This is a genomic window from Streptomyces sp. HD (assembly GCF_028369295.1).
In the GTDB taxonomy this organism is placed as follows: domain Bacteria; phylum Actinomycetota; class Actinomycetes; order Streptomycetales; family Streptomycetaceae; genus Streptomyces.
In genome coordinates, this window is record NZ_JAQMYP010000004.1 from 289,358 (window position 1) to 314,290 (window position 24,933).

The 24,933-nt window shown below is 71.1% G+C and carries 22 protein-coding genes; 12 read left to right on the forward strand and 10 right to left on the reverse strand.

Going from position 1 to position 24,933, the window contains the following annotated elements:
• Positions 1-19 precede the first annotated feature (19 nt).
• On the reverse strand, positions 20-883 hold the full coding sequence (locus POF73_RS06155) for a LysR substrate-binding domain-containing protein (protein WP_272113445.1): 864 nt from the start codon (positions 881-883) through the stop codon (positions 20-22).
• 180 nt (positions 884-1,063) lie between these two features.
• Here POF73_RS06155 and POF73_RS06160 point away from each other — a divergent pair, with 180 nt between their 5' ends.
• Complete coding sequence (locus POF73_RS06160) at positions 1,064-2,134, forward strand: bile acid:sodium symporter family protein (RefSeq protein WP_272113446.1); 1,071 nt, start codon at positions 1,064-1,066, stop codon at positions 2,132-2,134.
• Here the strand turns inward: POF73_RS06160 and POF73_RS06165 are convergent.
• From POF73_RS06165 to POF73_RS06175, 3 genes are all read right to left on the reverse strand, one after another.
• Positions 2,070-3,305: a DUF4185 domain-containing protein gene (locus POF73_RS06165; protein ID WP_272113447.1), complete on the reverse strand. Its 1,236-nt coding sequence runs from the start codon at positions 3,303-3,305 to the stop codon at positions 2,070-2,072. The genes POF73_RS06160 and POF73_RS06165 overlap by 65 nt on opposite strands.
• 19 nt (positions 3,306-3,324) lie before the next feature.
• Positions 3,325-5,205: an exo-alpha-sialidase gene (locus POF73_RS06170; protein ID WP_272113448.1), complete on the reverse strand. Its 1,881-nt coding sequence runs from the start codon at positions 5,203-5,205 to the stop codon at positions 3,325-3,327.
• A 132-nt stretch (positions 5,206-5,337) separates the two neighbouring features.
• Positions 5,338-6,255 carry a quinone oxidoreductase family protein gene (locus POF73_RS06175; protein WP_272113484.1) on the reverse strand — a complete coding sequence of 306 codons (918 nt, stop codon included), beginning with the start codon at positions 6,253-6,255 and terminating at the stop codon, positions 5,338-5,340.
• A 101-nt stretch (positions 6,256-6,356) separates the two neighbouring features.
• Here POF73_RS06175 and POF73_RS06180 point away from each other — a divergent pair, with 101 nt between their 5' ends.
• Positions 6,357-6,794 carry a MarR family winged helix-turn-helix transcriptional regulator gene (locus POF73_RS06180; RefSeq protein WP_272113449.1) on the forward strand — a complete coding sequence of 146 codons (438 nt, stop codon included), beginning with the start codon at positions 6,357-6,359 and terminating at the stop codon, positions 6,792-6,794.
• A 19-nt stretch (positions 6,795-6,813) separates the two neighbouring features.
• Positions 6,814-7,341, forward strand: coding sequence for an isochorismatase family protein (locus POF73_RS06185; RefSeq protein WP_272113450.1), 528 nt, complete (start codon positions 6,814-6,816; stop codon positions 7,339-7,341).
• 130 nt (positions 7,342-7,471) lie between these two features.
• Here the strand turns inward: POF73_RS06185 and fdhD are convergent, their stop codons facing one another.
• Genes fdhD through POF73_RS06210 form a run of 5 tightly spaced genes read right to left on the reverse strand, consistent with a single transcriptional unit; the run spans position 7,472 to position 13,938 of the window.
• Positions 7,472-8,320: a formate dehydrogenase accessory sulfurtransferase FdhD gene (gene fdhD, locus POF73_RS06190; protein WP_272113451.1), complete on the reverse strand. Its 849-nt coding sequence runs from the start codon at positions 8,318-8,320 to the stop codon at positions 7,472-7,474.
• Positions 8,321-8,328: 8 nt separating this feature from the next.
• Positions 8,329-9,189, reverse strand: a complete 861-nt coding sequence (locus tag POF73_RS06195) for a 2Fe-2S iron-sulfur cluster-binding protein (protein WP_272113452.1) — start codon at positions 9,187-9,189, stop codon at positions 8,329-8,331.
• Complete coding sequence (locus tag POF73_RS06200; RefSeq protein WP_272113453.1) at positions 9,186-11,024, reverse strand: NAD(P)H-dependent oxidoreductase subunit E; 1,839 nt, start codon at positions 11,022-11,024, stop codon at positions 9,186-9,188. The genes POF73_RS06195 and POF73_RS06200 overlap by 4 nt, the downstream gene beginning before the upstream one ends.
• A 6-nt stretch (positions 11,025-11,030) precedes the next feature.
• Positions 11,031-12,956, reverse strand: coding sequence for a molybdopterin oxidoreductase family protein (locus POF73_RS06205; protein WP_272113454.1), 1,926 nt, complete (start codon positions 12,954-12,956; stop codon positions 11,031-11,033).
• A 10-nt stretch (positions 12,957-12,966) separates the two neighbouring features.
• On the reverse strand, positions 12,967-13,938 hold the full coding sequence (locus tag POF73_RS06210; protein WP_272113455.1) for a 2-dehydropantoate 2-reductase: 972 nt from the start codon (positions 13,936-13,938) through the stop codon (positions 12,967-12,969).
• A 272-nt stretch (positions 13,939-14,210) separates the two neighbouring features.
• Between POF73_RS06210 and POF73_RS06215 the strand changes: the two genes are divergently transcribed.
• From POF73_RS06215 to POF73_RS06230, 4 genes are all read left to right on the forward strand, one after another.
• On the forward strand, positions 14,211-15,545 hold the full coding sequence (locus tag POF73_RS06215) for an OFA family MFS transporter (RefSeq protein ID WP_272113457.1): 1,335 nt from the start codon (positions 14,211-14,213) through the stop codon (positions 15,543-15,545).
• Positions 15,526-15,660 carry an MFS transporter small subunit gene (locus tag POF73_RS06220; RefSeq protein WP_272113458.1) on the forward strand — a complete coding sequence of 45 codons (135 nt, stop codon included), beginning with the start codon at positions 15,526-15,528 and terminating at the stop codon, positions 15,658-15,660. The genes POF73_RS06215 and POF73_RS06220 overlap by 20 nt, the downstream gene beginning before the upstream one ends.
• Before the next feature lie 149 nt (positions 15,661-15,809).
• Positions 15,810-16,748 (forward strand): beta-ketoacyl-ACP synthase III, encoded by a 939-nt coding sequence (locus POF73_RS06225; protein WP_272113459.1) that lies wholly within the window; start codon positions 15,810-15,812, stop codon positions 16,746-16,748.
• 162 nt (positions 16,749-16,910) lie between these two features.
• Positions 16,911-17,588, forward strand: a complete 678-nt coding sequence (locus POF73_RS06230; RefSeq protein ID WP_272113460.1) for a GntR family transcriptional regulator — start codon at positions 16,911-16,913, stop codon at positions 17,586-17,588.
• Between the two features lie 15 nt (positions 17,589-17,603).
• Here the strand turns inward: POF73_RS06230 and POF73_RS06235 are convergent, their stop codons facing one another.
• Positions 17,604-18,428 carry an NAD(P)H-binding protein gene (locus tag POF73_RS06235; protein WP_272113461.1) on the reverse strand — a complete coding sequence of 275 codons (825 nt, stop codon included), beginning with the start codon at positions 18,426-18,428 and terminating at the stop codon, positions 17,604-17,606.
• A gap of 244 nt (positions 18,429-18,672) precedes the next feature.
• On the opposite strand from POF73_RS06235, the gene POF73_RS06240 reads away from it, so the two are divergent.
• From POF73_RS06240 to POF73_RS06260, 5 genes are all read left to right on the forward strand, one after another.
• The gene (locus tag POF73_RS06240; RefSeq protein ID WP_272113462.1) at positions 18,673-19,854 is read left to right on the forward strand and encodes an ROK family transcriptional regulator; all 1,182 of its coding nucleotides are present in this window, start codon (positions 18,673-18,675) and stop codon (positions 19,852-19,854) included.
• A 127-nt stretch (positions 19,855-19,981) separates the two neighbouring features.
• On the forward strand, positions 19,982-21,502 hold the full coding sequence (locus POF73_RS06245) for a sugar ABC transporter ATP-binding protein (protein WP_272113463.1): 1,521 nt from the start codon (positions 19,982-19,984) through the stop codon (positions 21,500-21,502).
• Positions 21,499-22,518 carry an ABC transporter permease gene (locus POF73_RS06250; protein ID WP_272113464.1) on the forward strand — a complete coding sequence of 340 codons (1,020 nt, stop codon included), beginning with the start codon at positions 21,499-21,501 and terminating at the stop codon, positions 22,516-22,518. The genes POF73_RS06245 and POF73_RS06250 overlap by 4 nt, the downstream gene beginning before the upstream one ends.
• A 61-nt stretch (positions 22,519-22,579) precedes the next feature.
• Entirely contained in the window at positions 22,580-23,617 is a 1,038-nt protein-coding gene (locus tag POF73_RS06255; protein ID WP_443049436.1) for a substrate-binding domain-containing protein, read from the forward strand.
• An 83-nt stretch (positions 23,618-23,700) separates the two neighbouring features.
• Positions 23,701-24,912: a Gfo/Idh/MocA family protein gene (locus POF73_RS06260; protein ID WP_272113466.1), complete on the forward strand. Its 1,212-nt coding sequence runs from the start codon at positions 23,701-23,703 to the stop codon at positions 24,910-24,912.
• Positions 24,913-24,933: the final 21 nt, after the last annotated feature.

The following is a 24,933-nucleotide window of genomic DNA, read 5'->3' on the forward strand; positions in this document are numbered from 1 at the left end:
TCGGTCCCCGGCATCGTGCTCATCGCCGGTGCAGCCGATCCCCGCCCGCGAGGATCGCCCCTGCCAACGCATCCGCCGCCCCCTGCGCGGCCGTACGCCGCCGCCCATGGACCAGCACGAAGTCGACCCGCCCCAGTTCCGGCAGCCCGAACCGCTCGGGCACCCGCACCAGCCCCGGCGGAATCAGCCCCCGCGAGTGCGCCATCACCCCGAGCCCGGCCCGCGCCGCGGCGATCAGCCCGTTGAGGCTGCCGCTGGTGCACACGATCCGCCACTCACGCCCCTGCCTCTCCAACGCCTCCAGCGCAAGGGCCCTGGTGATGCCCGGCGGTGGAAAAACGATCAACGGCACCGGACGTTCCGGCTCCAGGCGGAGCCGCTCCGCGCCGATCCACACCAGCCGGTCGTGCCAGACCAGTTCGCCCCGTGGATCCTCGGGCCGTCGCTTGGCGAGCACCAGGTCCAGTTTTCCGGCGGCCAGCTGCTCGTGCAGGGTGCCCGAGAGCTCGACCGTCAGCTCCAGGTCGACCTCGGGGTGCTCGTACCGGAAGCCCTCCAGGATCTCCGGCAGCCGGGTCAGCACGAAGTCCTCGGAGGCGCCGAAGCGGAGCCGGCCGCGCAGCCGGGTGCCGGTGAAGAACGCCGACGCCTGCTCGTGCACCTCCAGGATCCGGCGGGCGAAGCCGAGCATCGCCTCGCCGTCCTCGGTGAGCTCCACGGAGTGGGTGTCCCGGCTGAACAGCGGCCGTCCCGTGGCGTCCTCCAGACGGCGTACGTGCTGGCTGACGGTCGACTGGCGCAGGCCGAGCCGGCGGGCGGCCCGCGTGAAGCTGAGCGTCTGGGCCACCGCGAGGAACGTACGAAGGTGGGAGGGGTCGTACACGCCTCCCAGGCTACCCGTGGCTATCACGGAACGTGATGACAGTCAGAGTGGTGTGCGGGATTCCCGATCGCGGGGGGCCGGAGGACGATGGAGAGGGCACGTCCGTGCCCGGCGCCGGAAGTTCAGCGAACGACAGCGAAGTAGTGGAGCACAGTGAATCGCCTGCGATGGCCGCGTTGGATGCCGATCGACCCGTACATCCTGCTGCTGCTCGGGACCGTGGGCCTCGCGGCCCTCTTCCCGGCGCGCGGAACGGCCTCCGACGTGGCGTCCGGTGCCTCCACGGCCGCGATCGCCTTCCTGTTCTTCCTCTACGGAGCCCGGCTGTCCACCCGTGAGGCACTGGACGGGCTGAAGCACTGGCGGCTCCATGTCACCGTCCTGGCCTGCACCTTCGTGGTCTTCCCGGTGCTGGGGCTGGCGTCCCGCGGACTGGTCCCGGTGATCCTGACCGACCCGCTCTACCAGGGCCTGCTCTTCCTCACCCTCGTGCCGTCGACCATCCAGTCGTCGATCGCCTTCACGTCGATGGCCCGCGGCAACGTGCCCGCCGCGATCTGCGCCGGCTCCTTCTCCTCCTTGGTCGGCATCGTCGTCACCCCGCTCCTCGCGGCGGCCGTGCTCGGCAGCGGCGCCGGTGGCTTCTCCGCCGACTCGCTGGTCGAGATCGTGCTGCAGCTGCTGGTGCCGTTCGTCGCCGGGCAGGTGCTGCGGCGCTGGATCGGGGGCTTCGTCACCCGGCACAAGAAGGTTCTCGGGCTGGTCGACCGCGGCTCGATCCTGCTGGTCGTCTACACGGCGTTCAGCGAGGGCATGGTCCAGGGCATCTGGCACCAGGTGAGCCCGCTGCGGCTGGGCGGCCTGCTCGCCGTCGAGGCGGTGCTGCTGGCCGTGATGCTCGCCCTGACCTGGTATGGCGCGAAGGCCCTGCGCTTCAACCGCGGGGACCGGATCGCGATCCAGTTCGCCGGCTCGAAGAAGTCCCTCGCCGCCGGGCTGCCGATGGCGAGCGTCCTGTTCGGCGCGCACGCCTCGCTGGCCGTGCTGCCGCTGATGCTGTTCCACCAGATGCAGCTCATGGTGTGCGCGGTCATCGCCAAACGGCGCTCCCACGACGCCGAGGCCCAGGACGGCGAGGCCCGCGACGCCGAGGCCCGCGACGCGGAGGCGGCCGCCCCCGACCCGGTCACCGCGTCGGCGCCACCCGCAGCGTCACGAACCGCGGTCGGTACAGGGACACGTTCCGGTTGAGCTGCGCCGCGGCACCGACCGTCTCCAGCCAGTTGACGTCGTAGCTCAGCACGAGCCGTCCGTCGCCGCTCAGCTCGGGGTGCACCTGCGGGTTGTAGGCGGCCACCTGCGCGCCCTGCGGCAGCGACGGGCTGAAGTCCTTCGTCGGCCCGTGCCACGGACCGGTCGGCGAGCAGGCCCAGTACGACGTCACGGTCGACAGCCCCTCGGTGCCCGCGGCCATGGTGAACAGGACGTACGTCCCCCGCACCCGCGCCACCGAGAACGCGCTGCCCACCCCGGTGCGCTGTCCGTCCCCGAGCACCGCACGCGGCCGGGCGCCCGCGTCGGCCCACGCGGAGCCGTTCCAGTACCGCCAGGCCCCCGGCTCCGCGAGCCTGCCCTCGGGCACGCGGGCGACATACGCCCGCGAGGCCGGCCGGGACGCGGCCTGACCGTCGTCACCGCCGAAGACATACGTCCAGCCGTCCTCCTCGACCAGCGTCGTGCCGAACAGCACCCGCCGGGACGGATCGGGCACCAGCTGCTGGTCGAGGACCTTCACGACCGACTCGACCTTGAGGTCGGGCAGCGACAGCGTGGCGACCTCGGTGGCCGTCGGCACGCCGTAGATCCAGGGCGCCTGCCCGGCCGTGCGCACCCACAGCAGCACCCGCAGCACCTTCTCGGACGAGCCGGGGGAGCGCGGCTCGACCCGGGCCGCGACCGGCCAGCGCCACTGGTTCGGGGCGGGATCGGGGAAGAGCGGGGCGGGCAGAGTGCTCTCCAGCCGTCCGTCGCGCATCACGACCGCCGAGTTGCGCACCAGCGGGGCGGTCGTGTCCCGCCAGGTGACGGACTCGCCGAACGGGTTGGGCGGGGCGTGCACCCGGCCCAGATAGGTGTCCGAGAACAGCCACAGCACCCGGCCGTCCGGCAGCCGCACCGAGTGGGTGCCGTCGCCGCCGGTCCAGTCGTCGCCGCGGGCGGGGTCGTCGCCGTAGCGGGCGAACTCTGCGGTGAGACCGGCCTCGGCGGACCAGGCCGCGACCGAGTGCGGGGCGCACGCGTCACCGCCCTCCCGTTCGCCGTCGTCCGGGAGGGCGGTGAGCAGCACGGCCGCGAGGACCAGAACCAGCAGGAGTCCCAGACCGGTTCCGGTGCGCTGTCGTGCTCGTGCGTCGTCGGGCACGCCAGGGACGTTAGTGGCCTCAGCGCACCTGGTCCATGGGCAGCCACAGGACGGTGTCGGCGGTGGTCGCGGGCCTACGGGCGGTGACCTGCGCCGCCGCCCGGATCTCGGCGTCGCCCAGTGCCCGGTTCCACACATGGACGTCGTCGATAGCGCCGGTGAGGAACGCCCGGCCGTCCATGCGCTGGCCGACGTGCACACCGAACGGCGAGTTGCGGCTGACCGAGCCCGCCACGTCCGCGGTGCTGAGCGCCGTACCGTCGAGGAACAGCGTCAGCTTTCCGCCGCCGCGCCGCAGGGCGAGGTGGTGCCAGCGGCCGTCGTTGCGGGCGCCGTTGAACCACACGGACGCGGTGCGCACGGTCCGGAATCCCTCCCGTGTGGTGATCAGGGCCCGCACCCGGTCGTTGTCGGGCTCGCCGCGCAGCCAGACCTGGGGCTGAGTGGTGCCGATCCCGCCCATCCACAGGAACGGCTGCTCGCCGGACGCGGCCGAGTAGCGGAAGAACAGCGACGCCGTGAAGTCCCCGTCGCCGAGCGGGAGTCGGGAGCGGTACGGCAGGCGTACGGCGTCGTCCTTGCCGTCGAACGCCACGGCGCCCGCGAACACCCCGTTCGTGGTGCTCGGGCTGCCGAGGACGGTCGCCCGGGGTGCGCCCAGGGCCAGGTCGGGGGTGGTCGGGTCAGGGGCGCGGCGCGGGCCGAGCCAGTCCTCGTTGAAGCGGGCGAAGCGGATCTCGTCGCGGGCGTCGACGGCGCCGCCCTCGTACATCAGGCCCACGGTGGACGCGTCGACGGCCACCATGTCGGAGTAGCCCGTCCAGTCCGTGGCGACGACCTTGCCGCGGTCGGCGCTCTCCCAGGTCTCGCCGCCATCGTAGGAGGACCGGATCATCATGGTCCGGCGGCGGTCGGGGTCGCCGGGGGCGGACAGCAGTATCCGGTTGCCCATGCGCAGCGTGGCGGCCTGGACCTGCGGCGTGTACAGGTCCGGCAGGCCGTGGAAGGGGCCGGTGAAGCTGTCGCCGCCGTCGCGGCTGAACGTCTGGGAGCGGTGGCCGAGGTCGGAGCCGTCCTGCTCCCGGCCGCTGATGATGATCGTGCCGTCGGTGTGCTCGGTGAGGGTCACCTCGGAGGGCTTCTGCCGGAAGGTGCCGTCGGCGGCGGCGATGGGCCAGGAGTCGGTGGCGCCGATCCGCCAGGTGTCCCCGCCGTCGTCGCTGACGATGAGCGCGGCGTGGTTGGCGGAGACCCGAGTGCCGTCCCAGGTCTCGGTGTTGACGCCGAAGACCAGGCGTCCGGCGTGCTTGCCCCGGGTGAGCTGGATGCCGTGCACGGGCCCGGTGGCGTACCAGGAGTTCCACTCCTTCGGCAGTATCTGGTCGCTCAGATTGCGCGGCGCGGACCAGGTCCGGCCGTCGTCGTCGCTGTACTGCAGATGAGGAGTGCGGTCACACGGCACCGAGCAACTGCCACTGTCCGTACGGCCCGTGTTGTACGTCTCGGCGAGCAGGATGCGGCCGGTCTCATGGTCCACGATCGGTGCCGGGTTGCCGTGCGTGTCGCCGCCGCCGTCGTTGACCACCTGGAGCGGTCCCCAGGTGCGGCCACCGTCCGTCGACCGCTTGAGCACGATGTCGATGTCGGCGGCGTCCCCGCAGTTCAGCACCCGCCCCTCGGCGAACGCCAGCAGCGTGCCGTCCTTGGTCTTCACGATCGCCGGGATGCGGTAGCAGGCGTAGCCCGGGTCCTGGTCGGCCCGGAAGATGACCTGCTGCTCGAACAGCGGTGTCCGGCTTGCGGGTTGGGACTGGGCCGGACTCGACGTCGCGGCCGTCGCCGTGGTGGCGACGGCCGCGATCAGGGCAGCTCTGAGGCGTGCGCGAACTCTTGACGGCATGGTGCGGCCCGCCCTTCATCGTCTGGTTTTGGGTCCAGGCATCTGAACATTCGGACATCCCACGTCCAAGGTGCGCATTACAGACGTTAGTTGGGCTATCGCACACATCACAAGAACCGTGCACGTGTCACATCACGGATGGAGTACTACTTTCCCCCGGTTGGCCCGCGCCTCGATGGCCGCATGCGCCCCGGCCGCCTCCTCCAGTGCGAACTCGCCGTGCACGGCGGGTCTGACGACCCCCTCCTCGAACAGCTGCCACAGCTCCCCCCGCCACCGCTCGTACAACTCCGGCCGCCCGCGAGCGATCCGCGCCATCTGGAACCCGATGACGGACTTGGCGCCCACGAGGAGGTCGTACGCCTGGATCGTCCCGCCCCCCGAGCTGTACGCCACGAGCCGCCCGCCCGGGGCGAGCGCGGCCAGGGCGGGAGTGAGCAGGTCGCCGCCGACCGCGTCGAGGGCATAGTCGAAGGGCTCCCCCCAGCTGTCCTCCCCGTACCCCACCACGCCATCGACGCCGAGGGAGCGCACGAAGTCCGCCTTGGCCGGATCGGACACGGCGCCCACGACCCGCCCGGCACCCCGCACCCGTGCGAGCTGCACGGCGAGATGCCCGACCCCGCTGGCCGCGGCGGTGACCAGCGCCGCCTCCCCGCGCTCGGGCCGGGCGGCCTCCAGTGCGCCGAGCGCGACCAGGCCGCTGCGTACGAGGGCGACCGCGTCGGTGGCGGTGGCGGTGTCGGGCACCGGAGAGGCCATGGCCTCGTGCAGAAGCGCGTAGTCGGCGTACCCGTGCCCGAAGCACAGGCCGGTCACGCGGTCGCCGCCCCGGAAGTGGGTGACTTCGGCACCCACGGCCACGACCTGCCCCGCGATCTCGCCGCCCAGCGGTATGGGCTCGGCGGCCTCGGTGACCTTGCGGACGACGGGCAGCGTGACGCCGATCGCCTCGCAGCGGACGAGGAGCTCGCCGGGGCCCGGTTCGGGGACGGGGGTTTCCTCCAGGAACAGGGGGCCGCCGGGGGAGTCGTAGCGGACGCGGCGCATCGCACCTCCAGAAGTCATTGGGAACACCAACGGTTTCGACGGGGCCCGACGCTATAGGTCAATCGTTGGGAAGTCCAATGAAATCTCGGTAGAGTGCCTGCATGCCCGAAGCCCCGCTCCCCGCGATCCGTTCCCTGCCCAGCTGGCTGCTCGGCCGTGCCGCGGCCCGGGGCCGGGCGCTGGTGGCCGAGGCGCTGGCCGCGGAGGGCATGAAGATGTGGCACCACGTCGTCCTCTCCGCCGTCCGCGACCTCGCCCCCGTCGCGCAGGCGGACCTCGGCCGCGGTGTGCGGATCGACCCCAAGGACCTGGTCGGGATCCTGAACGACCTGCAGTCCGCCGGCCTGGTCGTCCGCGCTCCGGATCCGAACGACCGCCGTAAGAACGCGGTGTCCCTCACCGACGATGGGGCGCGTCTACTCAAGCGCTGCGAGAAGGCGGCGCGCGAGGCCAACGACGCGCTCCTCGCACCGCTCACCGCGGCCGAACGCGACCGGTTCATGGACCTGTTGATCCGGATTTCCGGTACACAGAGCTGACGGCGGATAACGTTCCGTCATGACCGCACCTCTCGCGCTCGACCCCGACCACACCGCCCTGCTGCTCGTCGACCTGATGGACCGCATCGTCGCGCTGCCTCTGGAACCCCGTAAGGGAACCGAAGTCCTGGCCGCCTGCGAGGAGTTGGCGACCGCCTTCCGCAGCGCCGGAGCGCCGGTCGTGCTCGTCCGTGTCGAACGCCCCGGCGTCGCCGAACAGCCGCCCGGCAGCGCCCTCGCGGCAGGACTGCTGGGGGACGGCGACATCGAGATCGTGAAGCGGACCATCGGCGGCTTCCAGGGCACCGGCCTCGACGACCGCCTCCGCGAACACGGCATCACCACCCTGTTGTTCGGCGGCATCGCCACCAACCTGGGCGTCGAGTCCACGGCCCGCGCCGCCGCCGACCTCGGCTACGAGCTGGTCTTCGTGGAGGACGCGATGACGGCGTTCACGGCAGCGGAACACGACGCGTCGGTGCGCCTCGACTTCCCGAGGCTGGGGTCGGTGGTGCGGGCGGCGCAGGTGCGCTTCATGGGCGGCTGAGTCGGCGGGGCCGAACCCGGCCGCGGCCCGGTGCGCGCAGGCAGTGCACAAGAACAGCGGGGCCCCAGTACGGCGCAGGGGGCGCTCCCCGCCGGTTTCGGGGCCCCGCCGCCGTGTCGCGGGGAGCCGGTCAGGCCTGGGCGGCCGCGGTCCGCAGGGCGAGCCGGTGTTCGCCCGCGTACACGTTCATGGAGCTGCCCCTCAGGAAGCCCACCAGCGTCAGCCCGGTCTCCGCGGCCAGGTCCACCGCCAGCGAGGACGGCGCCGAGACCGCCGCGAGCACGGGGATCCCCGCCATCACCGCCTTCTGCGCCAACTCGAAACTGGCCCGCCCCGAGACCAGCAGGATCGTCCGGGACAGCGGCAGGGAGCCGTTCTGCAGGGCGCGGCCGACGAGCTTGTCGACCGCGTTGTGCCGGCCCACGTCCTCGCGTATGTCCAGCAGTTCGCCGTCCTCGGTGAACAGGGCCGCCGCGTGCAGGCCCCCGGTCCGGTCGAAGACCCGCTGAGCCGCGCGGAGCCGGTCGGGGAGGTCCGCGAGCAGTTCGGGCTCGACCCGGACCGGGGGAGTGTCCGCGATCGGCCAGCGGGCCGTCGTTCGGACGGCGTCCAGGGACGCCTTGCCGCACAGCCCGCAGGACGACGTCGTGTACACGTTCCGTTCGAGGGTGATGTCGGGGATGACCACGCCCGGCGCGGTCCGCACGTCCACCACGTTGTACGTGTTGGAGCCGTCGACCGTGGCGCCCGCGCAGTAGACGATGTTCTGCAGGTCGGACCCCTCGGCGAGCACCCCCTCGCTCACCAGGAACCCGGCGGCCAGCGCGAAGTCGTCACCCGGCGTGCGCATCGTGATCGCGAGCGGCTTGCCGTTGAGGCGGATCTCCAGCGGTTCCTCGGCGACGAGGGTGTCCGGCCGGGTGGAGACGGCCCCGTCCCGGATCCGGATCACCTTGCGTCGTTCCGTGACTCGTCCCATGTCGTGCCTCAGTCCCGGTTCTGTACGTGCTGGTAGCCGAAACGGCCCTTGATGCAGAGGTTGCCGTGGGTCACCGGGTTGTCGTGCGGTGACGTGACCTTCACGATCTCATTGTCCTGCACGTGGAGCGTGAGGTTGCAGCCCACACCGCAGTACGCGCACACGGTGGTCGTCTCGGTCTGCTCGGACTCGTTCCACGTACCCGCCGCCCGCATGTCGAACTCGGACTTGAAGGACAGCGCCCCCGTCGGACACACCTCGATGCAGTTCCCGCAGTACACGCACGCCGAGTCGGTGAGCGGAGCGTCATGCTCCACCGCGATCCGCGCGTCGAATCCGCGCCCGGCGACGGAGATCGCGAAGCTGTTCTGCCACTGGTCCCCACATGCGTCCACGCACTTGTAACAGAGGATGCACTTGTCGTAGTCCCGCACGTACAGCTCGTTGTCGAGCTTCGGCTCCTCGTCGAGTCGCGCCGCGTCCGGCCCGAAGCGGTCCGGTTTCGCCTCGTACTTCTTGATCCACCCGGCGACCTTCGGGGTCGTCGACAAGTCGACCGAGGACGCGAGCAGCTCCAGGACGATCTTCCGGCTGTGCCGCGCCCGCTCGGTGGAGGTCCTCACCTCCATGCCTGGCTCGGCCTTCCGCGAGCAGGCGGGTACCAGGGTCCTGGACCCCTCGACCTCCACGACACACACCCGGCAGGCGTTCTTGGGCCTCAGGGTGTCCCCTTCGCACAGGGTCGGGATGTCCTTCCCGGCCGCCCGGCAGGCGTCGAGGATCGTGGAGCCCTCCGTCGTGCGCACGGGCTCCCCGTCGATGGTGAACTCCAGCAGCCGGCGCGGGATCCCCAGCGGTACCACGGTCATTCGTACGCCCCCAGACGGTCGATGGCGGATTCCACGGCGTTCCACGCGGTCTGCCCCAGACCGCAGATCGAGGCGTCCCGCATGGCGCGGCCGACCTCTCTGAGCAGGGTGATGTCATCGGCGGCCGCCGCACCCGTGCGCTCCACGATGCGATGCAGCGCCTCCTCCTGCCGTACGGTCCCGACCCGGCACGGCACACACTGCCCGCACGACTCGTCCCGGAAGAACTCGGCGATCCGCAGCAGCAGCCGGGGCAGCGGGACAGTGCCGTCGAAGGCCATGACGACGCCCGAGCCGAGCGTCGCGCCCGCCTCCCGCGTGCCCTCGAAGGTGAGCGGGATGTCGGTCTCGTCCGGGCGTACGAAGCCGCCCGCGGCCCCGCCCAGCAGCACCGCCCGCAGTCCCTCCCGGACCCCGGCCAGCTCCAGCAGCTCGCCCAGCGTCGCGCCGAACGGCAGCTCGTAGATGCCGGGCCGCCGCACACTCCCGGACACGCAGAACAGCTTCGGTCCGGTGGACCTCTCCGTGCCGATCGCGGAGTATGCCGGGGCGCCCATGGTCAGCACGGGCAACACGTTGACCAGCGTCTCCACGTTGTTCTCCACCGTCGGCTTGCCGAACAGCCCCTTCTCCACCGGGAACGGCGGCTTCGATCGCGGCTCGCCCCGGTAGCCCTCGACGGAGTTGAAGAGAGCCGTCTCCTCACCGCAGATGTAGGCCCCGGCCCCCCGCCGGATCTCGATGTCGAAGGCGTACCCCTGCCCGAGGACGTCGTCCCCGAGCAGCCCGCGCGCGCGTGCCTGCGCGATGGCGTGCTCCAGGCGCCGCAGCGCCCGCGGGTACTCGCCGCGCAGATACAGGTACCCCTTGTGCGCGCCCGTCGCATACGCCGCGATCGTCATCGACTCGACCAGCGCGTACGGGTCGCCCTCCATGATCACGCGGTCCTTGAAGGTGCCCGGCTCCGATTCGTCGGCGTTGCAGACGACGTAGTGGGGGTGGTCGGGCTGGGACGCCGTGGCCTGCCACTTGCGGCCGGTGGGGAAGGCGGCGCCGCCACGCCCGACCAGGCCGGAGTCGGTGACCTCGCGGATGACTCCGGCGGGACCGAGCTCGAAGGCCCGGCGCAGTGCGGTGTAGCCGCCGTGGGCGCGGTAGTCGTCCAGCGAGGACGGGTCGACGACTCCGACGCGCCGGAGCAGGGTCAGCGAGGGGTCCCCCGCCTGCGGTACCGCCATCGCCGCCGGCGGCTCCTCCGGCGCCGAGTCCGGCGCGCTCGCGGCGAGGACCGCGTCGTGCACGGTCGCCGGCGCCGAGACCGCCGTACGCACCGGATCCCCGGCCCTGATCGCGAGGGCCGCCGGAGCCCGCTCGCACAGCCCGAGACAGGGGCTGCGCTCGACGCCGACGCCGACGCCGCTCCCGAGACCGAGGCGTGCCTCGATGCCCGCGCACAGTTCGCTCGCGCCGGCCGCCGCGCACGCGAGGTCAGTGCACACGTGGAGCACGGTCGCGGGACGCGGCTTGACCGAGAACATGGCGTAGAAGGTGGCGACGCCGTACGCCTCCGACGGCGGCACCGTCAGCCGGCGGCACAGGTAGTCGAGGGCGCCCTCGCTGATCCAGCCGATCCGGTCGTTGATCGCGTGCAGCCCCGGCAACAGCAGATCGCGGCGGTCCCGGGCCTCGCGTCCGCCGCGGGCCCAGCGCAGGTCGGCGGCCCGCATCTCATCGCGGGCGGCGCCCTCCCAGGAGGACTCCGGCGGGCCCAACAGGGCGTCGACGGCCGCCCGTTCGTCGTCCGTCGGTTTGCTGTCACCGAAGCGCAGGTCCACTTGACGTCACCTCACGATGGTCGCGACGGGGAGCTTCTCGATCCGGATCGCCGACGCCTTGAACTCCGCCGTCCCCGCGATCGGGCAGTTCGCCTCGATGGTCAGCTGGTTGGTGTCCACCTCGTCGGGAAAGTGCATGGTCATGAAGGCGAGCCCCGGCCGCAGCGCGGTGTCGACCCACACCGGCGCGACGACCGAACCGCGCCTTGAGGTCACCTGGACCTCCTCACCGACGACAACCCCGTACCGCTCGGCGTCCTCCGGGCACAGCTCGACGTACTCGCCGCGCCGCAGCGGGGAGGCGTAACTCCCGCTCTGCACACCGGTGTTGTAGGAGTCGAGCCGCCGTCCGGTGGTGAGCCGGATCGGGTACTCCTCGTCGGTGAGGTCGACCGGCGGATCGTGCTGGACGATCCCGAAGGGCGCCGCCATCCCGCGCCGCGCCGGGTCCGTCTCCCACAACCGGCCGTGCAGATACGTCGGTTCGAGCCGCCCCGTGCTCGGGCACGGCCACTGGATGCCCTGGTGCTCCGCCAGACGTTCGTACGTCATCCCGTAGTGGTCCGGCGAGACGGACCTGAGCTCGTTCCACACAGCCTCGGCGTCGGCGTACTTCCACTCGTGGCCGAGCCGGGCCGCCAGCTCGCAGATGATGTCGATGTCCTCGCGTGCCTCGCCCGGCGGAGTGACGGCACGGCGCACCCGCTGCACCCGTCGCTCGCTGTTGGTGGTGGTGCCCTCGGTCTCGGCCCACCCGGCGGTCGCGGGCAGGACGACGTCCGCCAGCTCGGCCGTCTTCGTCAGGAAGATGTCCTGGACGACGAGGAAGTCCAGCTGCCGCATGCGGCGCACCGCCTGCTCGCTGTCCGCCTCCGACTGGGCGGGGTTCTCGCCGATGCAGTAGACGGCCTTGAGCGCGCCCTCCTCCATCGCCTCGAACATCTCGGTGAGGTTGAGGCCGTAGTGGGGCTGGATCACGGTGTCCCAGGCCGACTCGAACTTCAGGCGGGTGTCGGGGTCGAGGATGTCCTGGAAGCCGGGCAGACGGTTGGGGATCGCGCCCATGTCGCCGCCGCCCTGGACGTTGTTCTGGCCACGCAGGGGCTGGAGCCCGCTGCCGTAGCGGCCGACGTGCCCGGTCAGCAGGGAGAGGTTGATCAGTGCGCGGACGTTGTCGGTGCCGTTGTGGTGCTCGGTGATGCCGAGGGTCCAGCACAGCTGGGCGCGCTCGGCACGGGCGTAGGCGTGGGCCAGCTCCCTGATCGCGGCGGCCGGTACGCCCGTCACCTTCTCGGCCAGCGACAGCGTCCATGGCTCGACCAGCGCCTTGTACTCCTCGAAGCCGCTGGTCGCCCGCTCGATGAACGCCTCGTTCGCCAGTCCCGCGTGGATGATCTCCCGGCCGATCGCGTGCGCCATCGGGATGTCGGTGCCGACGTTCAGCCCCATCCAGCTCTCCGCCCACTCGGCGGTGGAGGTGCGGCGCGGGTCGACGGCGTACATGCGGGCGCCGTTGTGGATGCCCTTGAGTACGTGCTGGAAGAAGATCGGGTGCGCGAAGCGGGCGTTGGAGCCCCACATCACGATGACGTCGGTGTGCTCGATCTCCTCGTAGGAGGAGGTGCCGCCGCCCGACCCGAAGGCTGCTGAGAGCCCGGCGACGCTCGGCGCGTGGCAGGTGCGGTTGCAGGAGTCGACGTTGTTGGTGCCCATGACGACGCGGGCGAACTTCTGCGCCACGTAGTTCATCTCGTTGGTGGCGCGGGCGCAGGAGAACATGCCGAAGGAGCCGCGGTTGCGGGCCAGGCCCTCGGCCGCGCGGGTCAGGGCCTCCTCCCAGGTCGCCTGCCGGAAGGGCTCGTCGCGGGAGTCACGTACGAGCGGGTGCGTCAGCCGCGTGTAGTTCTTCGGAGTTCGGTCGCGTTTCCTCATACGGCGCTCCTCATGCGGCGCTCCTCAGCGCGAGCAGGTCCGAGATGGCGTGCACGGTGCGCAGGGTGGGCACCTGGACGCCGGTGATCTCCGCCAACTCGACGACCGCCGCGAGCAGTACGTCGAGTTCGAGCGGCTTGCCGCGCTCCAGGTCCTGGAGCGTGGAGGTGCGGTGGTCGCCGACCCGCTCGGCGCCCGCGAGGCGACGCTCGATGGAGACGGCGACCTCGCAGCCGAGGGCCTCGGCGACCGCGAGCGTCTCGGTCATCATGATCTCGATGACCTTGCGGGTGCCGCCGTGCAGGCACATCTGCCGCATGGTGGCGCGGGCCAGCGCGCTGATCGGGTTGAAGGAGATGTTGCCGAGCAGTTTGAGCCAGATGTCGTTGCGCAGGTCGGGTTCGACCGGGCACTTGAGACCGCCGGCGACCATGGCCTCGCTGAGGTCCAGACAGCGCTTGGAGACGCTGCGGTCGGGCTCCCCGATGGAGAACCGGGTGCCTTCCAAGTGCCGTACGACACCCGGGCCTTCGAGTTGGGTGGCGGCGTAGACCACGCAGCCGACGGCCCGTTCGGGCGCGATCACCGCACTGACCGCGCCGTCCGGGTCCACACTCTCGACGCGGTGGCCGTCGTGCGGGCCGCCGTGCCGGTGGAAGTACCACCAGGGGATGCCGTTCTGGGCGGCCACGACCGCCGTGCCGTCGTGCAGAAGGGGCTCGATGAGCGGCCCGCACGCCGCGTACGAGTTGGCCTTCAGGCCCAGAAGGACATAGTCGACCGGGCCGACCTCGGCCGGGTCGTCGGTGGCGTGGGCGCGGGCGGTGAAGTCGCCGCGCGTACTGAGCACCCGCACTCCGTGCTGCCTCATGGCCGCGAGATGCGGTCCACGGGCGATCAGGTGCACGTCGGCGCCGGCGCGATGCAGCGCGGCTCCGACGTAGGCGCCGATGGCACCGGCGCCGAGGACTGCAACTTTCACTTCGGAACGCTCCGTTCGGTCGAGGGAGTACCGCGGAGGTGGCTGGGAAGTAGTGCCGATCGGCTCGAATCGCACCGACTCACACCGAATCTCGTCGACTGAATATTGTCTACAGTATGGATAGGGGGTCAGCAAGGGTTCGCGCACGGCGTTCGGGAAGGCAGGCTTTCCGGACAGTGTTCGACCGTTCGTCGCGCCCTGCATACCGCTCACCGAATACGGTCGACGCGCCGCCTTCTCAACTGCCGTGCGGCTCCCTACCGTTCCGGATCATGAGTCCACCGGTCGCACCCCCGGGATGGAGCCGCTGGCTGGTTCCGCCCGCCGCTCTCTCGGTTCATCTGTCCATCGGCCAGGCCTACGCCTGGAGCGTGTTCAAGCCGCCGCTCGAATCCGCCCTCGGCCTCAGCGGCACGCAGAGCGCCCTGCCGTTCCAACTCGGCATCGTGATGCTCGGTCTGTCGGCCGCGTTCGGCGGCACGCTGGTGGAGCGCAACGGGCCGCGCTGGGCGATGACGGTCGCCCTGATCTGCTTCTCGTCCGGGTTCCTGCTCTCCGCACTGGGCGCGGCCGTCGAGCAGTACTGGCTGATCGTCCTCGGCTACGGCTTCGTCGGCGGAATCGGCCTCGGCATCGGCTACATCTCGCCGGTCTCCACACTGATCAAGTGGTTCCCCGACCGGCCCGGCATGGCCACCGGCATCGCCATCATGGGCTTCGGCGGCGGCGCGCTCATCGCCTCGCCCTGGTCGGCCCAGATGCTGGAGTCGTTCGGCTCCGACAGCTCCGGGATCGCGCTGGCCTTCCTGGTGCATGGATTGTCGTACGCGGTGTTCATGTCGCTGGGTGTCCTCTTGATCCGGGTGCCGCGAACCGACCAAGGGGCGCGGGGAACTGCGCGCTCGGCCCCCACCGGCCCGCAGGTGAGCGCGAAACAGGCGATCCGCACCCCGCAGTTCTGGTGTCTGTGGGTCGTGCTCTGCATGAACGTGACCGCCGGCATCGGCATCCTGGAGAAGGCCGCGCCGATGATCACGGACTTCTTCGCGAACACCTCGACAACGGTGTCGGCGTCGGCCGCGGCCGGCTTCGTCGCCCTGCTGTCCGCCGCCAACATGGCGGGCCGGATCGGCTGGTCGTCGACCTCCGACCTGATCGGGCGCAAGAACATCTACCGCGTGTACCTGGGCGTGGGCGCGCTGATGTACGGCCTGATCGCCCTGGCCGGCGACTCCTCGAAGCCGCTGTTCATCCTGTGCGCACTGGTGATCCTGTCCTTCTACGGCGGCGGCTTCGCCACGATCCCCGCCTATCTGAAGGACCTCTTCGGCACCTATCAGGTGGGCGCCATCCACGGACGGCTGCTCACCGCCTGGTCCACGGCCGGTGTCCTCGGGCCGCTGATCGTGAACTGGATCGCCGACCGGCAGGAGGAGGCCGGCAAGGACGGCTCCTCCCTGTACACGATGTCCCTGTTCATCATGATCGGGCTGCTCGCCGTCGGCTTCGTCGCCAACGAACTCGTCCGGCCCGTCCACCCGCGCCACCACGTGCCCGCCCCGGCGCAGCAGGAGAAGGAGGTCGCGGATGTCCAGCGACAGCAGTAGCCCTCCGCCCGACCGGCGGGGGCTGATCGCCTTCGCCTGGGTGTGGGTGGGGGTGCCGCTCGCGTACGGGGTCTACGAACTCGTACAAAAGGCGACGCAGCTGTTCACCGGGTAGGTGTTCGGAAGTTGTTCGGGCGTCCGAGGGTCTGATGGAAGCTGACAACGCGGGCGCCCGTTTCCTGTGGCATCACGTGCCGTCGTACCCGTGAGTCACTGATCAGACTGGTGAATCCCGCTACCCGAGGCCCGAGGGGATCACCAACGATGAACGGCTCGCGCATCGCCGCAGTCGGCCACTATCAGCCCGCCAAGGTACTCACCAACGAGGAACTGGCGGGCATGGTCGACACCAGTGACGAGTGGATCAGGAGCCGAGTGGGCATCCGTACCCGCCACATCGCGGGGCCCGACGAGCCGGTCGACGAACTCGCCGCCCACGCCGCCGCCAAGGCGCTCGCGGCGGCCGGCCTCGCGCCCGGCGACATCGACCTCATCCTGGTCGCCACCTCCACCGCCATCGACCGCTCCCCGAACATGGCCGCACGGGTCGCCGCCCGGCTCGGCATTCCCTCGCCCGCCGCGATGGACGTCAACGTCGTCTGCGCCGGTTTCACCCACGCCCTGGCCACCGCCGACCACGCCGTCCGTGCGGGCGCCGCGGCCCGGGCGCTGGTGATCGGCGCCGACAAGATGTCCGACGTGACCGACTGGGGCGATCGCACGACCTGTGTGCTGGTCGGCGACGGGGCGGGTGCGGCCGTCGTGGAGGCGTCCGGGGAGGCCGGCGTCGGTCCGGTGCTGTGGGGTTCGGTGCCCGAGATGGGGCACGCGGTGCGTATCGAGGGCCAGCCCGCGCGGTTCGCGCAGGAGGGTCAGAGCGTCTACCGCTGGGCCACGACACAGCTGCCGGCCATCGCCCGCAGGGCCTGCGAGCGGGCGGGTCTCGCGCCCGAGGACCTCGCCGGGGTCGTTCTGCACCAGGCCAACCTGCGCATCATCGAGCCCCTCGCCGAGAAGCTCGGCGCGGTCAACGCCGTGGTCGCACGCGATGTCTCCGAGTCCGGGAACACCTCGGCGGCGAGCATCCCGCTGGCGTTCTCCAAGCTCGTGGAGCAGGGGAGGATCTCCGGCGGGGACCCGGTGCTGCTGTTCGGGTTCGGCGGGAACCTGTCGTACGCCGGGCAGGTCGTGCGCTGTCCCTGACGCCGCCGTGGTGAGGGGCGACGCCTCGGTGTGATGTGGTCAACTCCCCGGTCCCCTGGCCTTTGTGCGCCGTAGACTGTAGACGAAAGACAATTGATACTGGCTTTCCGTGACGGTCGGCTACGGGACGCAGTCGCCCGGTGATCGCCCAGGAGGGGACCGATGTTGTCGACAGGACTGCCGCAGGGTGCGGTGCCCAAGCTCGAACGGCCCGGCCCGCTGCGCGACCGCGTCTACGAGGCGCTGCTCGAACTCATCACCACCCGCGCCCTGCAGCCCGGCCAGCATCTGGTCGAGAGCGAACTGGCAGGTCATCTCGGCGTGTCGCGGCAGCCGGTGCGCGAGGCGCTGCAACGGCTGAACACCGAGGGCTGGGTCGATCTGCGGCCCGCGCAGGGCGCGTTCGTGCATGAGCCGACGGAGGAGGAGGCCGACCAGCTCCTCACCGTGCGCACCCTCCTGGAGGCCGAGGCCGCCCGGCTCGCCGCCGCCCACGCCGACAGCGCCGGCATCAAGGCCTTGGAACAGCTGTGCGCGGAGGGCGAGAAGGCCGTCGCCGCCGACGAGGTGGACGCGGCCGTCGCCCTCAACGCCCGTTTCCACGCGAAGATCATGGAGCTCGCGGGCAACGCGGTCCTCGCCGAGCTGGCGGCGCAGGTCGACCGCCGCGTCCGCTGGTACTACACGCCGGTCGCCCGCCAGCGCGGGCAGCAGTCCTGGATCGAGCACCGCGGCATGATCGCCGCGATCACCGAGCGGGACGAACAGCAGGCCACCCGGCTGATGCGGGAGCACACCGAGCACACGCGCCGGTCGTACCACGCCCGGCAGGAGTCGTAGCGCCGGGACGTCCCCTCAGAACGCGTCCGCGTGCGTCCGGGCCCACTGCTCGAACGTGCGCGGTGCCTGGCCCGTTATGTCCTGCACGGTCGGCAGGACCTCCGACTCGTCCAGGATCCCGTCCACGAAGAAGCGGAAGAACGCGTCGACGTACGGTGCCGGGAGCTGGGCGCCCATCGCCGTGCGCGCCTCCTCGTCCGTGAGGCCGACGGCGTGCAGATCACGGCCGAGTACCTCGCCGAGGATCCGGACGCGGTCGGCGGGCAGCAGGGCCTCGGGCCCGGTCACCGTGTGGACGCGGCCCTCGTGCCCGGCCGAGCGCAGCGCGTGCGCCGTCACCTGGGCGATGTCGTACGGATCGACGTCCGCCGTGCGCACCCCCGGGAACGGCACACGCACCTCGTCGCCCTTGCGGATCCGGTCCGCCAGAGCCAGCGCGTTCGACATGAAGCTCACCGGCCGCACGAACGTCCACGACAGCCCGGACGCCCTCACCTCCGACTCGGCCGCCCGCAGGTAGCGCGTCACCGCGTTGTCGTCGTCGACCTCGGCCGACTTCCCGGACAGCAGCACGACACGCTCCACACCCGCCGCCCGCGCGTCGGCCAGGATCCGGCGCTGCCCCTCGTAGCCGGGCATCAGGAACAGCGACCGTACGCCGTCCAGCGCGTCCCGCACGGTCTCGGGCCGGTTGAGATCGCCGGCCACGGCCTCCACCCCGGCCGGTAACCCCGCCGCCCGGCCGGACCGGCTCATCGCACGCACCGGCTCCTCGGCCTCCGCCAGTGCGCGCACAAGCTCGGCGCCGACGTTCCCCGTGGCACCCGTCACCAGAATCACGTGATTCCCCCTCACCCCCGGACCGGACGGCCCGGTCCGCCGCCCATCCTGCGGGGCCGGAGCCCGCCGCACCAGGGCCCGGCCCGGCTTTGTCCTGTGAGTGGAGAAAGTTGACGGCAATCTGTGCGCAACTTCTTCCCAGTCCCGGCGGCCACTGCTACGTTCCCCTCGAAAGCAGGCCACCGAGGTGGCCGAAACCCGGCGCGCACAGGCCGATTGAGGCGGGGAGGGGCTCGTGAGACGTATGACGGCTCGACCCGCGAACGCCCATCAGGCCCGGCTGCTCAAGCTGCTGCGTGACGGAGGACCCAACTCCCGGGCCCAGCTGGGCGATCAGATCGACCTCTCACGGTCCAAGCTGGCCGTGGAGGTGGACCGGCTGCTGGAGACGGGCCTGGTCGTGGCCGACGGACTGGCCGCCTCGCGCGGTGGCCGCCGCTCCCACAATGTCCGGCTCAACCCCGGGCTGCGCTTCCTCGGCGTCGACATCGGCGCGACCTCGGTCGACGTCGCCGTCACCAACGCCGAACTGGAGATCCTCGGACACCTCAACCAGCCCATGGACGTACGTGAGGGCCCCGTCGCGGTCTTCGAGCAAGTCCTGTCCATGGCAGCGAAGTTGAGGGCCTCGGGGCTCGCGGAGGGTTTCGACGGCGCCGGCCTCGGCGTCCCGGGACCGGTCCGCTTCCCCGAGGGCGTGCCGGTGGCTCCGCCGATCATGCCGGGCTGGGACGGCTTCCCCGTACGGGAGGCGCTGAGCCAGGATCTCGGCTGCCCGGTCATGGTCGACAACGACGTGAACCTGATGGCGATGGGGGAGATGCACGCGGGCGTCGCACGCTCCGTGGGCGACTTCCTCTGCGTCAAGATCGGCACCGGCATCGGCTGCGGCATCGTCGCGGGCGGTGAGGTCCACCGCGGCGTGACGGGCAGTGCCGGCGACATCGGGCACATCCAGGCCGTGCCCGACGGCCGCCCCTGCGCCTGCGGCAACCGGGGCTGCCTTGAGGCCCACTTCAGCGGGGCGGCCCTCGCCCGGGACGCCGTGGAGGCGGCCCAGCAGGGGCGGTCGGAGGAACTCGCCTCGCGGCTGGAGGCGAACGGCACCCTGACCGCCGTCGACGTGGCCGCCGCGGCCGCCGCGGGCGACGCCACCGCCCTCGACCTGATCCGTGAGGGCGGCAACCGCGTCGGCCAGGTCATCGCCGGACTCGTCAGCTTCTTCAACCCCGGCCTGGTGGTGATCGGCGGTGGGGTGACCGGCCTCGGCCACACCCTGCTCGCCGCGATCCGCACCCAGGTCTACCGCCAGTCGCTGCCCCTGGCGACCGGCAACCTCCCCATCGTCCTGGGCGAGTTGGGCCCCACCGCCGGAGTCATCGGCGCGGCCCGGCTCATCAGCGACCACCTGTTCTCACCCGCGTAAGCCACTCACCCCGTACGGCTCACCAGCACCGCGCGGCACCGCACCTCACCTCGCACAGCGCTCAGCTCCGCCCTGCTCTGCCTCGCCCAGCCCTGAAACCGGCCCGCACGCCCGCCAAGGGGACCTCATGGCACCAGAACCACCGCTGCTCAGCATGTCCGGCATCACCAAGTCGTTCCCGGGAGTCCGCGCCCTCGACGGCGTCGACCTCGACGTCCAGGCCGGTGAAGTGCACTGCCTGCTCGGCCAGAACGGAGCCGGCAAGTCCACCCTGATCAAGGTCCTGGCCGGCGCCCACCAGCCCGACACCGGCACCATCCACTGGCGCGGCGAGGCGGTCACCCTCCGCTCGCCGATCGCCGCCATGCGCCTCGGCATCGCCACCATCTACCAGGAACTCGACCTCGTCGAGCATCTGTCGGTGGCCGAGAACGTCCACCTCGGGCACGAACCCACGGCCGCCGGTTTCGTCGTACGTGGAAAGGCCGCGCGAGCCTCAACAGCCCAGCTGCTCAAGCGACTTGGGCATCCCGAGATCGATCCGGCGCGTCTGGTGGGGGAGTTGTCGGCGGCCCAGCAGCAGATCGTGTCGATGGCGCGGGCGCTCTCCCACGACGTACGGCTCATCGTGATGGACGAGCCGTCCGCCGCCCTGGACCCGGACGAGGTCGACAACCTCTTCCGCATCGTCGGCGACCTCACCGCCGCGGGTGTCGCCGTCGTCTACATCTCGCACCGGCTGGAGGAGATCCGTCGGATCGGTGACCGGGTGACGGTGCTGAAGGACGGGCGGGCCGTGGCCGGCGGACTCCCGGCGAAGTCGACGCCGACGCGTGAGGTCGTGGCGCTGATGACGGGACGCAACGTCGAGTACGTCTTCCCCGAGCGGCCCGTGCAGGACGCGACCGGCGGCAAGCCGCTGCTGGAGGTCCGCGGACTCGCCCGGGACGGCGAGTTCGAGTCCCTGGACCTGACCGTGCGGCCCGGGGAGATCGTCGGGCTCGCCGGACTCGTGGGCTCGGGACGCTCCGAGATCCTGGAGACGATCTACGGCGCCCGCAAACCCGGCGCCGGTCAGGTGCTCGTGGACGGGCGGCCGCTGAAGCCCGGCAGCGTGCGGGCCGCGGTCCGCGCCGGTCTCGGGCTCGCCCCCGAGGAACGCAAGGCGCAGGCCCTGCTGATGCTGGAGTCCGTCACCCGCAATGTGTCGGTGTCGTCCATGTCCCGCTTCTCACGCGGCGGCTGGATCGACCGCGCCGCCGAACTGCGGGCGGCGCGGGCCGCGACGCGCGAACTGTCGCTGCGGCCGGACAACCCGTCGGTGCCCGTGCGCACCCTGTCCGGCGGCAACCAGCAGAAGGCCGTCCTGGCCCGCTGGCTGCTGCGCGGCTGCCGCGTCCTGCTGCTCGACGAACCCACCCGCGGCGTCGACGTCGGCGCCCGCGCCGAGCTGTACGCGGTCGTGCGCCGACTTGCCGACGAAGGCCTGGCCGTGCTGCTGGTCTCCAGTGAAGTGCCCGAAGTCCTCGGCCTCGCCGACCGTGTGCTGGTCCTGCGCGAAGGCCGCGTCGTCCACACCGCACCGGCCCGCGAACTCGACGAACACCGAGTACTCGACCTCGTCATGGAAGGAAGCCCGGCGTCATGACGCAGCACGCCTCCCCGCCCCGGGACAGCACCGGCAAGGTGCCGTCGGCCGGCGCACCGCCCGCCTGGCGTGGCCTGATGGCCCGCGCCGACGTGCGCACCCTCTCCCTGCTCGGCGTCCTCGCCGCGCTGATCGTCATCGGCGGCATCACCAAGCCGGACGAGTTCCTGGACACCCGCAACCTCCAACTCGTCCTCACCCAGGCCTCCGTGATCGGCGTCGTCACCGTCGGCATGACCTTCGTCATCATCTCCGGCGGCATCGACCTGTCCGTCGGCGCGATCGTCGCGCTGGCCTCGGTGTGGGCGACGACCGTCGCGACCCAGGAGTACGGCTTCGCCGGCATCCTCTTCACCGCGGTGATCGTCGGTGTCGGATGCGGGCTGGTCAACGGAGTGCTGATCGCGTACGGCGCGATGGTGCCGTTCATCGCGACGCTCGCCATGCTGGCCTCCGCCCGCGGCCTGGCCCTGCAGATCACCGACGGCAAGACGCAGATCGTCACGATCCCCTCGGTGCTCGACCTCGGTGAGCGCGACGCGTACGTCCTCGGCATTCCGCCGCTGGTCATGGTGTTCGCGGTCGTGACGATCATCGGCTGGCTGGTCCTGAACCGCACCACCTTCGGACGCCGCACGGTCGCCGTCGGCGGCAACGCGGAGGCGGCCCGCCTCGCCGGCATCGACGTCCGCCGCCAGCGGCTCTACCTCTACCTGCTGTCCGGACTGTGCTGCGGCATCGCCGCCTTCCTGCTGATCATCCTGTCCGGCTCAGGCCAGAACACCAACGGCAACCTCTACGAACTCGACGCCATCGCCGCCGCGATCATCGGCGGCACGCTGCTCACCGGGGGCCGCGGCACCATCGTCGGCTCCGTGCTCGGCGTCCTGATCTTCACCACGATCACCAACATCTTCGCCCTGAACAACCTGCAGAGCGACGTCCAGCAGATCGCCAAGGGCGCGATCATCGTCGCCGCCGTGCTGGTCCAGCGCCGTACCGCAAGCACGACCTGAGGGTCGTACCGCTACCACTGAGCACGACCTGAGGAAAGGGTTCACCGCCATGCCAGAGACCATGGGCCGCTTCGCCAGTCGCAGAGGGCTGCTCTTCGGGACCGCCGCCGTAGGTGCCGGTGCCTTTCTCGCAGGTTGCACGAGTAACGAGTCGAGCGACGAGCCGGCGGCCAACGACCAGCCGGCCGCCGACGACAAGCCCGGCAAGGAGGTCACGATCGGCTTCGCCGGTCCGCAGGCCGACCACGGCTGGCTCAACGCGATCAACGACAACGCCAAGAGCCGGGCGAAGAAGTACTCCGACGTGACCCTGGAGATCACCGAGGGGTCGAACGACACCGCCGCGCAGATCGGCCAGATAGAGACGCTGATCAACAAGAAGGTCGACGTGCTGGTGGTGCTGCCCGCCGACGGCAAGGCGCTCACCCAGGTCGGTCTGAAGGCGATGCGCGCGGGCATCCCGGTCATCAACCTCGACCGGATCTTCAACACCCCGCAGGCGTACCGCTGCTGGATCGGCGGCGACAACTACGGCATGGGCCTCAACGCCGGGAACTACATCGGCGAGAAGCTCAAGGGAAAGGCGGACGCCAAGGTCATCGAGCTGGCCGGCCTGGACAACCTGGAGCTGACCAAGCAGCGCACCCAGGGGTTCGACGACGCCCTGAAGAACTACCCCAACATCAAGAAGGTGGCCCGTCAGGCGGCCGAGTTCACGGTCGAGTCCGGGCAGGCCAAGATGGCCCAACTGCTCCAGGCGCAGTCGAAGTTCGACGCCCTGTGGAACCACGACGACGACCAGGGCGTCGGCGCCCTGCGCGCCATCGAGCAGGCCGGGCGGGACGACTTCCTGATGGTCGGCGGCGCGGGCGCGCTGTCCGCCTTCCAGGCCATCAAGCAGGACGACGGCGTGCTCAAGGCCACCGTCCTGTACCCGCCGACCATGGCCGCGTCCGCCATCGACCTGGCCCGCGCGCTGGGCCAGGGCAAGGGCGTCGGCGGCATGGCCGAGTTCGAGATCCCGGCCTCGATCACGCTCTACTCGGCGGTCGTCGACAAGGGCAACGTCGACCAGTACATGTCCACCGGCTTCAAGTGAGGAGCCCTGCCCCCGGGACTGACCAGCCCATCGGGGCGGGGCCCACCCCCCACCGTGTCACGACGACGAGGAGGACATCGCATATGGGACAGCCGCAGCAGTCAGACGGGGCAGGGAGCGAGAGGCCGCCGCTGCGGATCGGCATGGTCGGCTACTCCTTCATGGGCGCCGCCCACTCCCAGGGCTGGCGCACCGCGGGCCGCGTCTTCGACCTGCCGCTCAGCCCGGTGCTCGCCGCGATCTGCGGCCGGGACGCCGGCGCCGTGCGCGCGGCGGCCGACCGGCACGGCTGGGCGACGGCCGAGACCGACTGGCGGGCCCTGATCGCGCGGGACGACATCGACCTCGTCGACATCTGCACCCCCGGCGACAGCCACGCCGAGATCGCGCTCGCCGCGCTGGCCGCGGGCAAGCACGTCCTGTGCGAGAAACCCCTCGCGAACACCGTGGAGGAGGCCGCGGCGATGGCGGCGGCGGCCCAAGAGGCCTATGAACGCGGCCAGTTGGCGATGGTCGGCTTCAACTACCGCCGGGTGCCCGCCACCGCGCTGGCCCGCAGCATGGTCGCCGAGGGCCGCCTCGGCCGACTGCGCCATGTCCGGGTGACCTACCTTCAGGACTGGCTCGTGGACCCCCAGTTCCCGCTCACCTGGCGGCTGCGCAAGGAGCTGGCCGGCTCGGGCGCGCTCGGCGACCTGGGCGCGCACATCGTCGACCTCGCGCAGTACCTGACGGGTGAGCAGCTGACCGGGGTGTCCGCCCTGATGGAGACCTTCGTACGGGAACGCCCGCTGCCCGGTGGGGCCGTGAAGGGACTGTCCGCCGTCTCGGCCGAGGGCGCCACCGGCCAGGTCACCGTCGACGACGCCGCCGTTTTCACCGGCCGCTTCCCCTCCGGCGCCCTCGCCTCCTTCGAGGCCACCCGCTACGCCACCGGCCGCAAGAACGCGCTGCGCATCGAGCTCAACGGCGAGCTCGGCTCGATCGCCTTCGACCTGGAGCGGCTCAACGAACTCGCCTACCACGACGGCACCGAACCGGGCGCGCACGCGGGCTTCCGCCGCATCCTCGTCACCGAACCCGACCACCCCTACCTGGACGCCTGGTGGCCGCCCGGCCACGGCCTCGGCTACGAGCACACCTTCGTCCACCAGGCCCGCGACCTCGTCCACGCCATCGCCGAGGGCCGCCGGCCCGAACCCTCCTTCGCCGACGGGCTCCAGGTCCAGCGAGTCCTCGCCGCGGTGGAGGAGAGCGCCGAGAAGAACGCCGTCTACACCCCGATCGCGGTCTGACACACCCGGATAGCGGCCTGA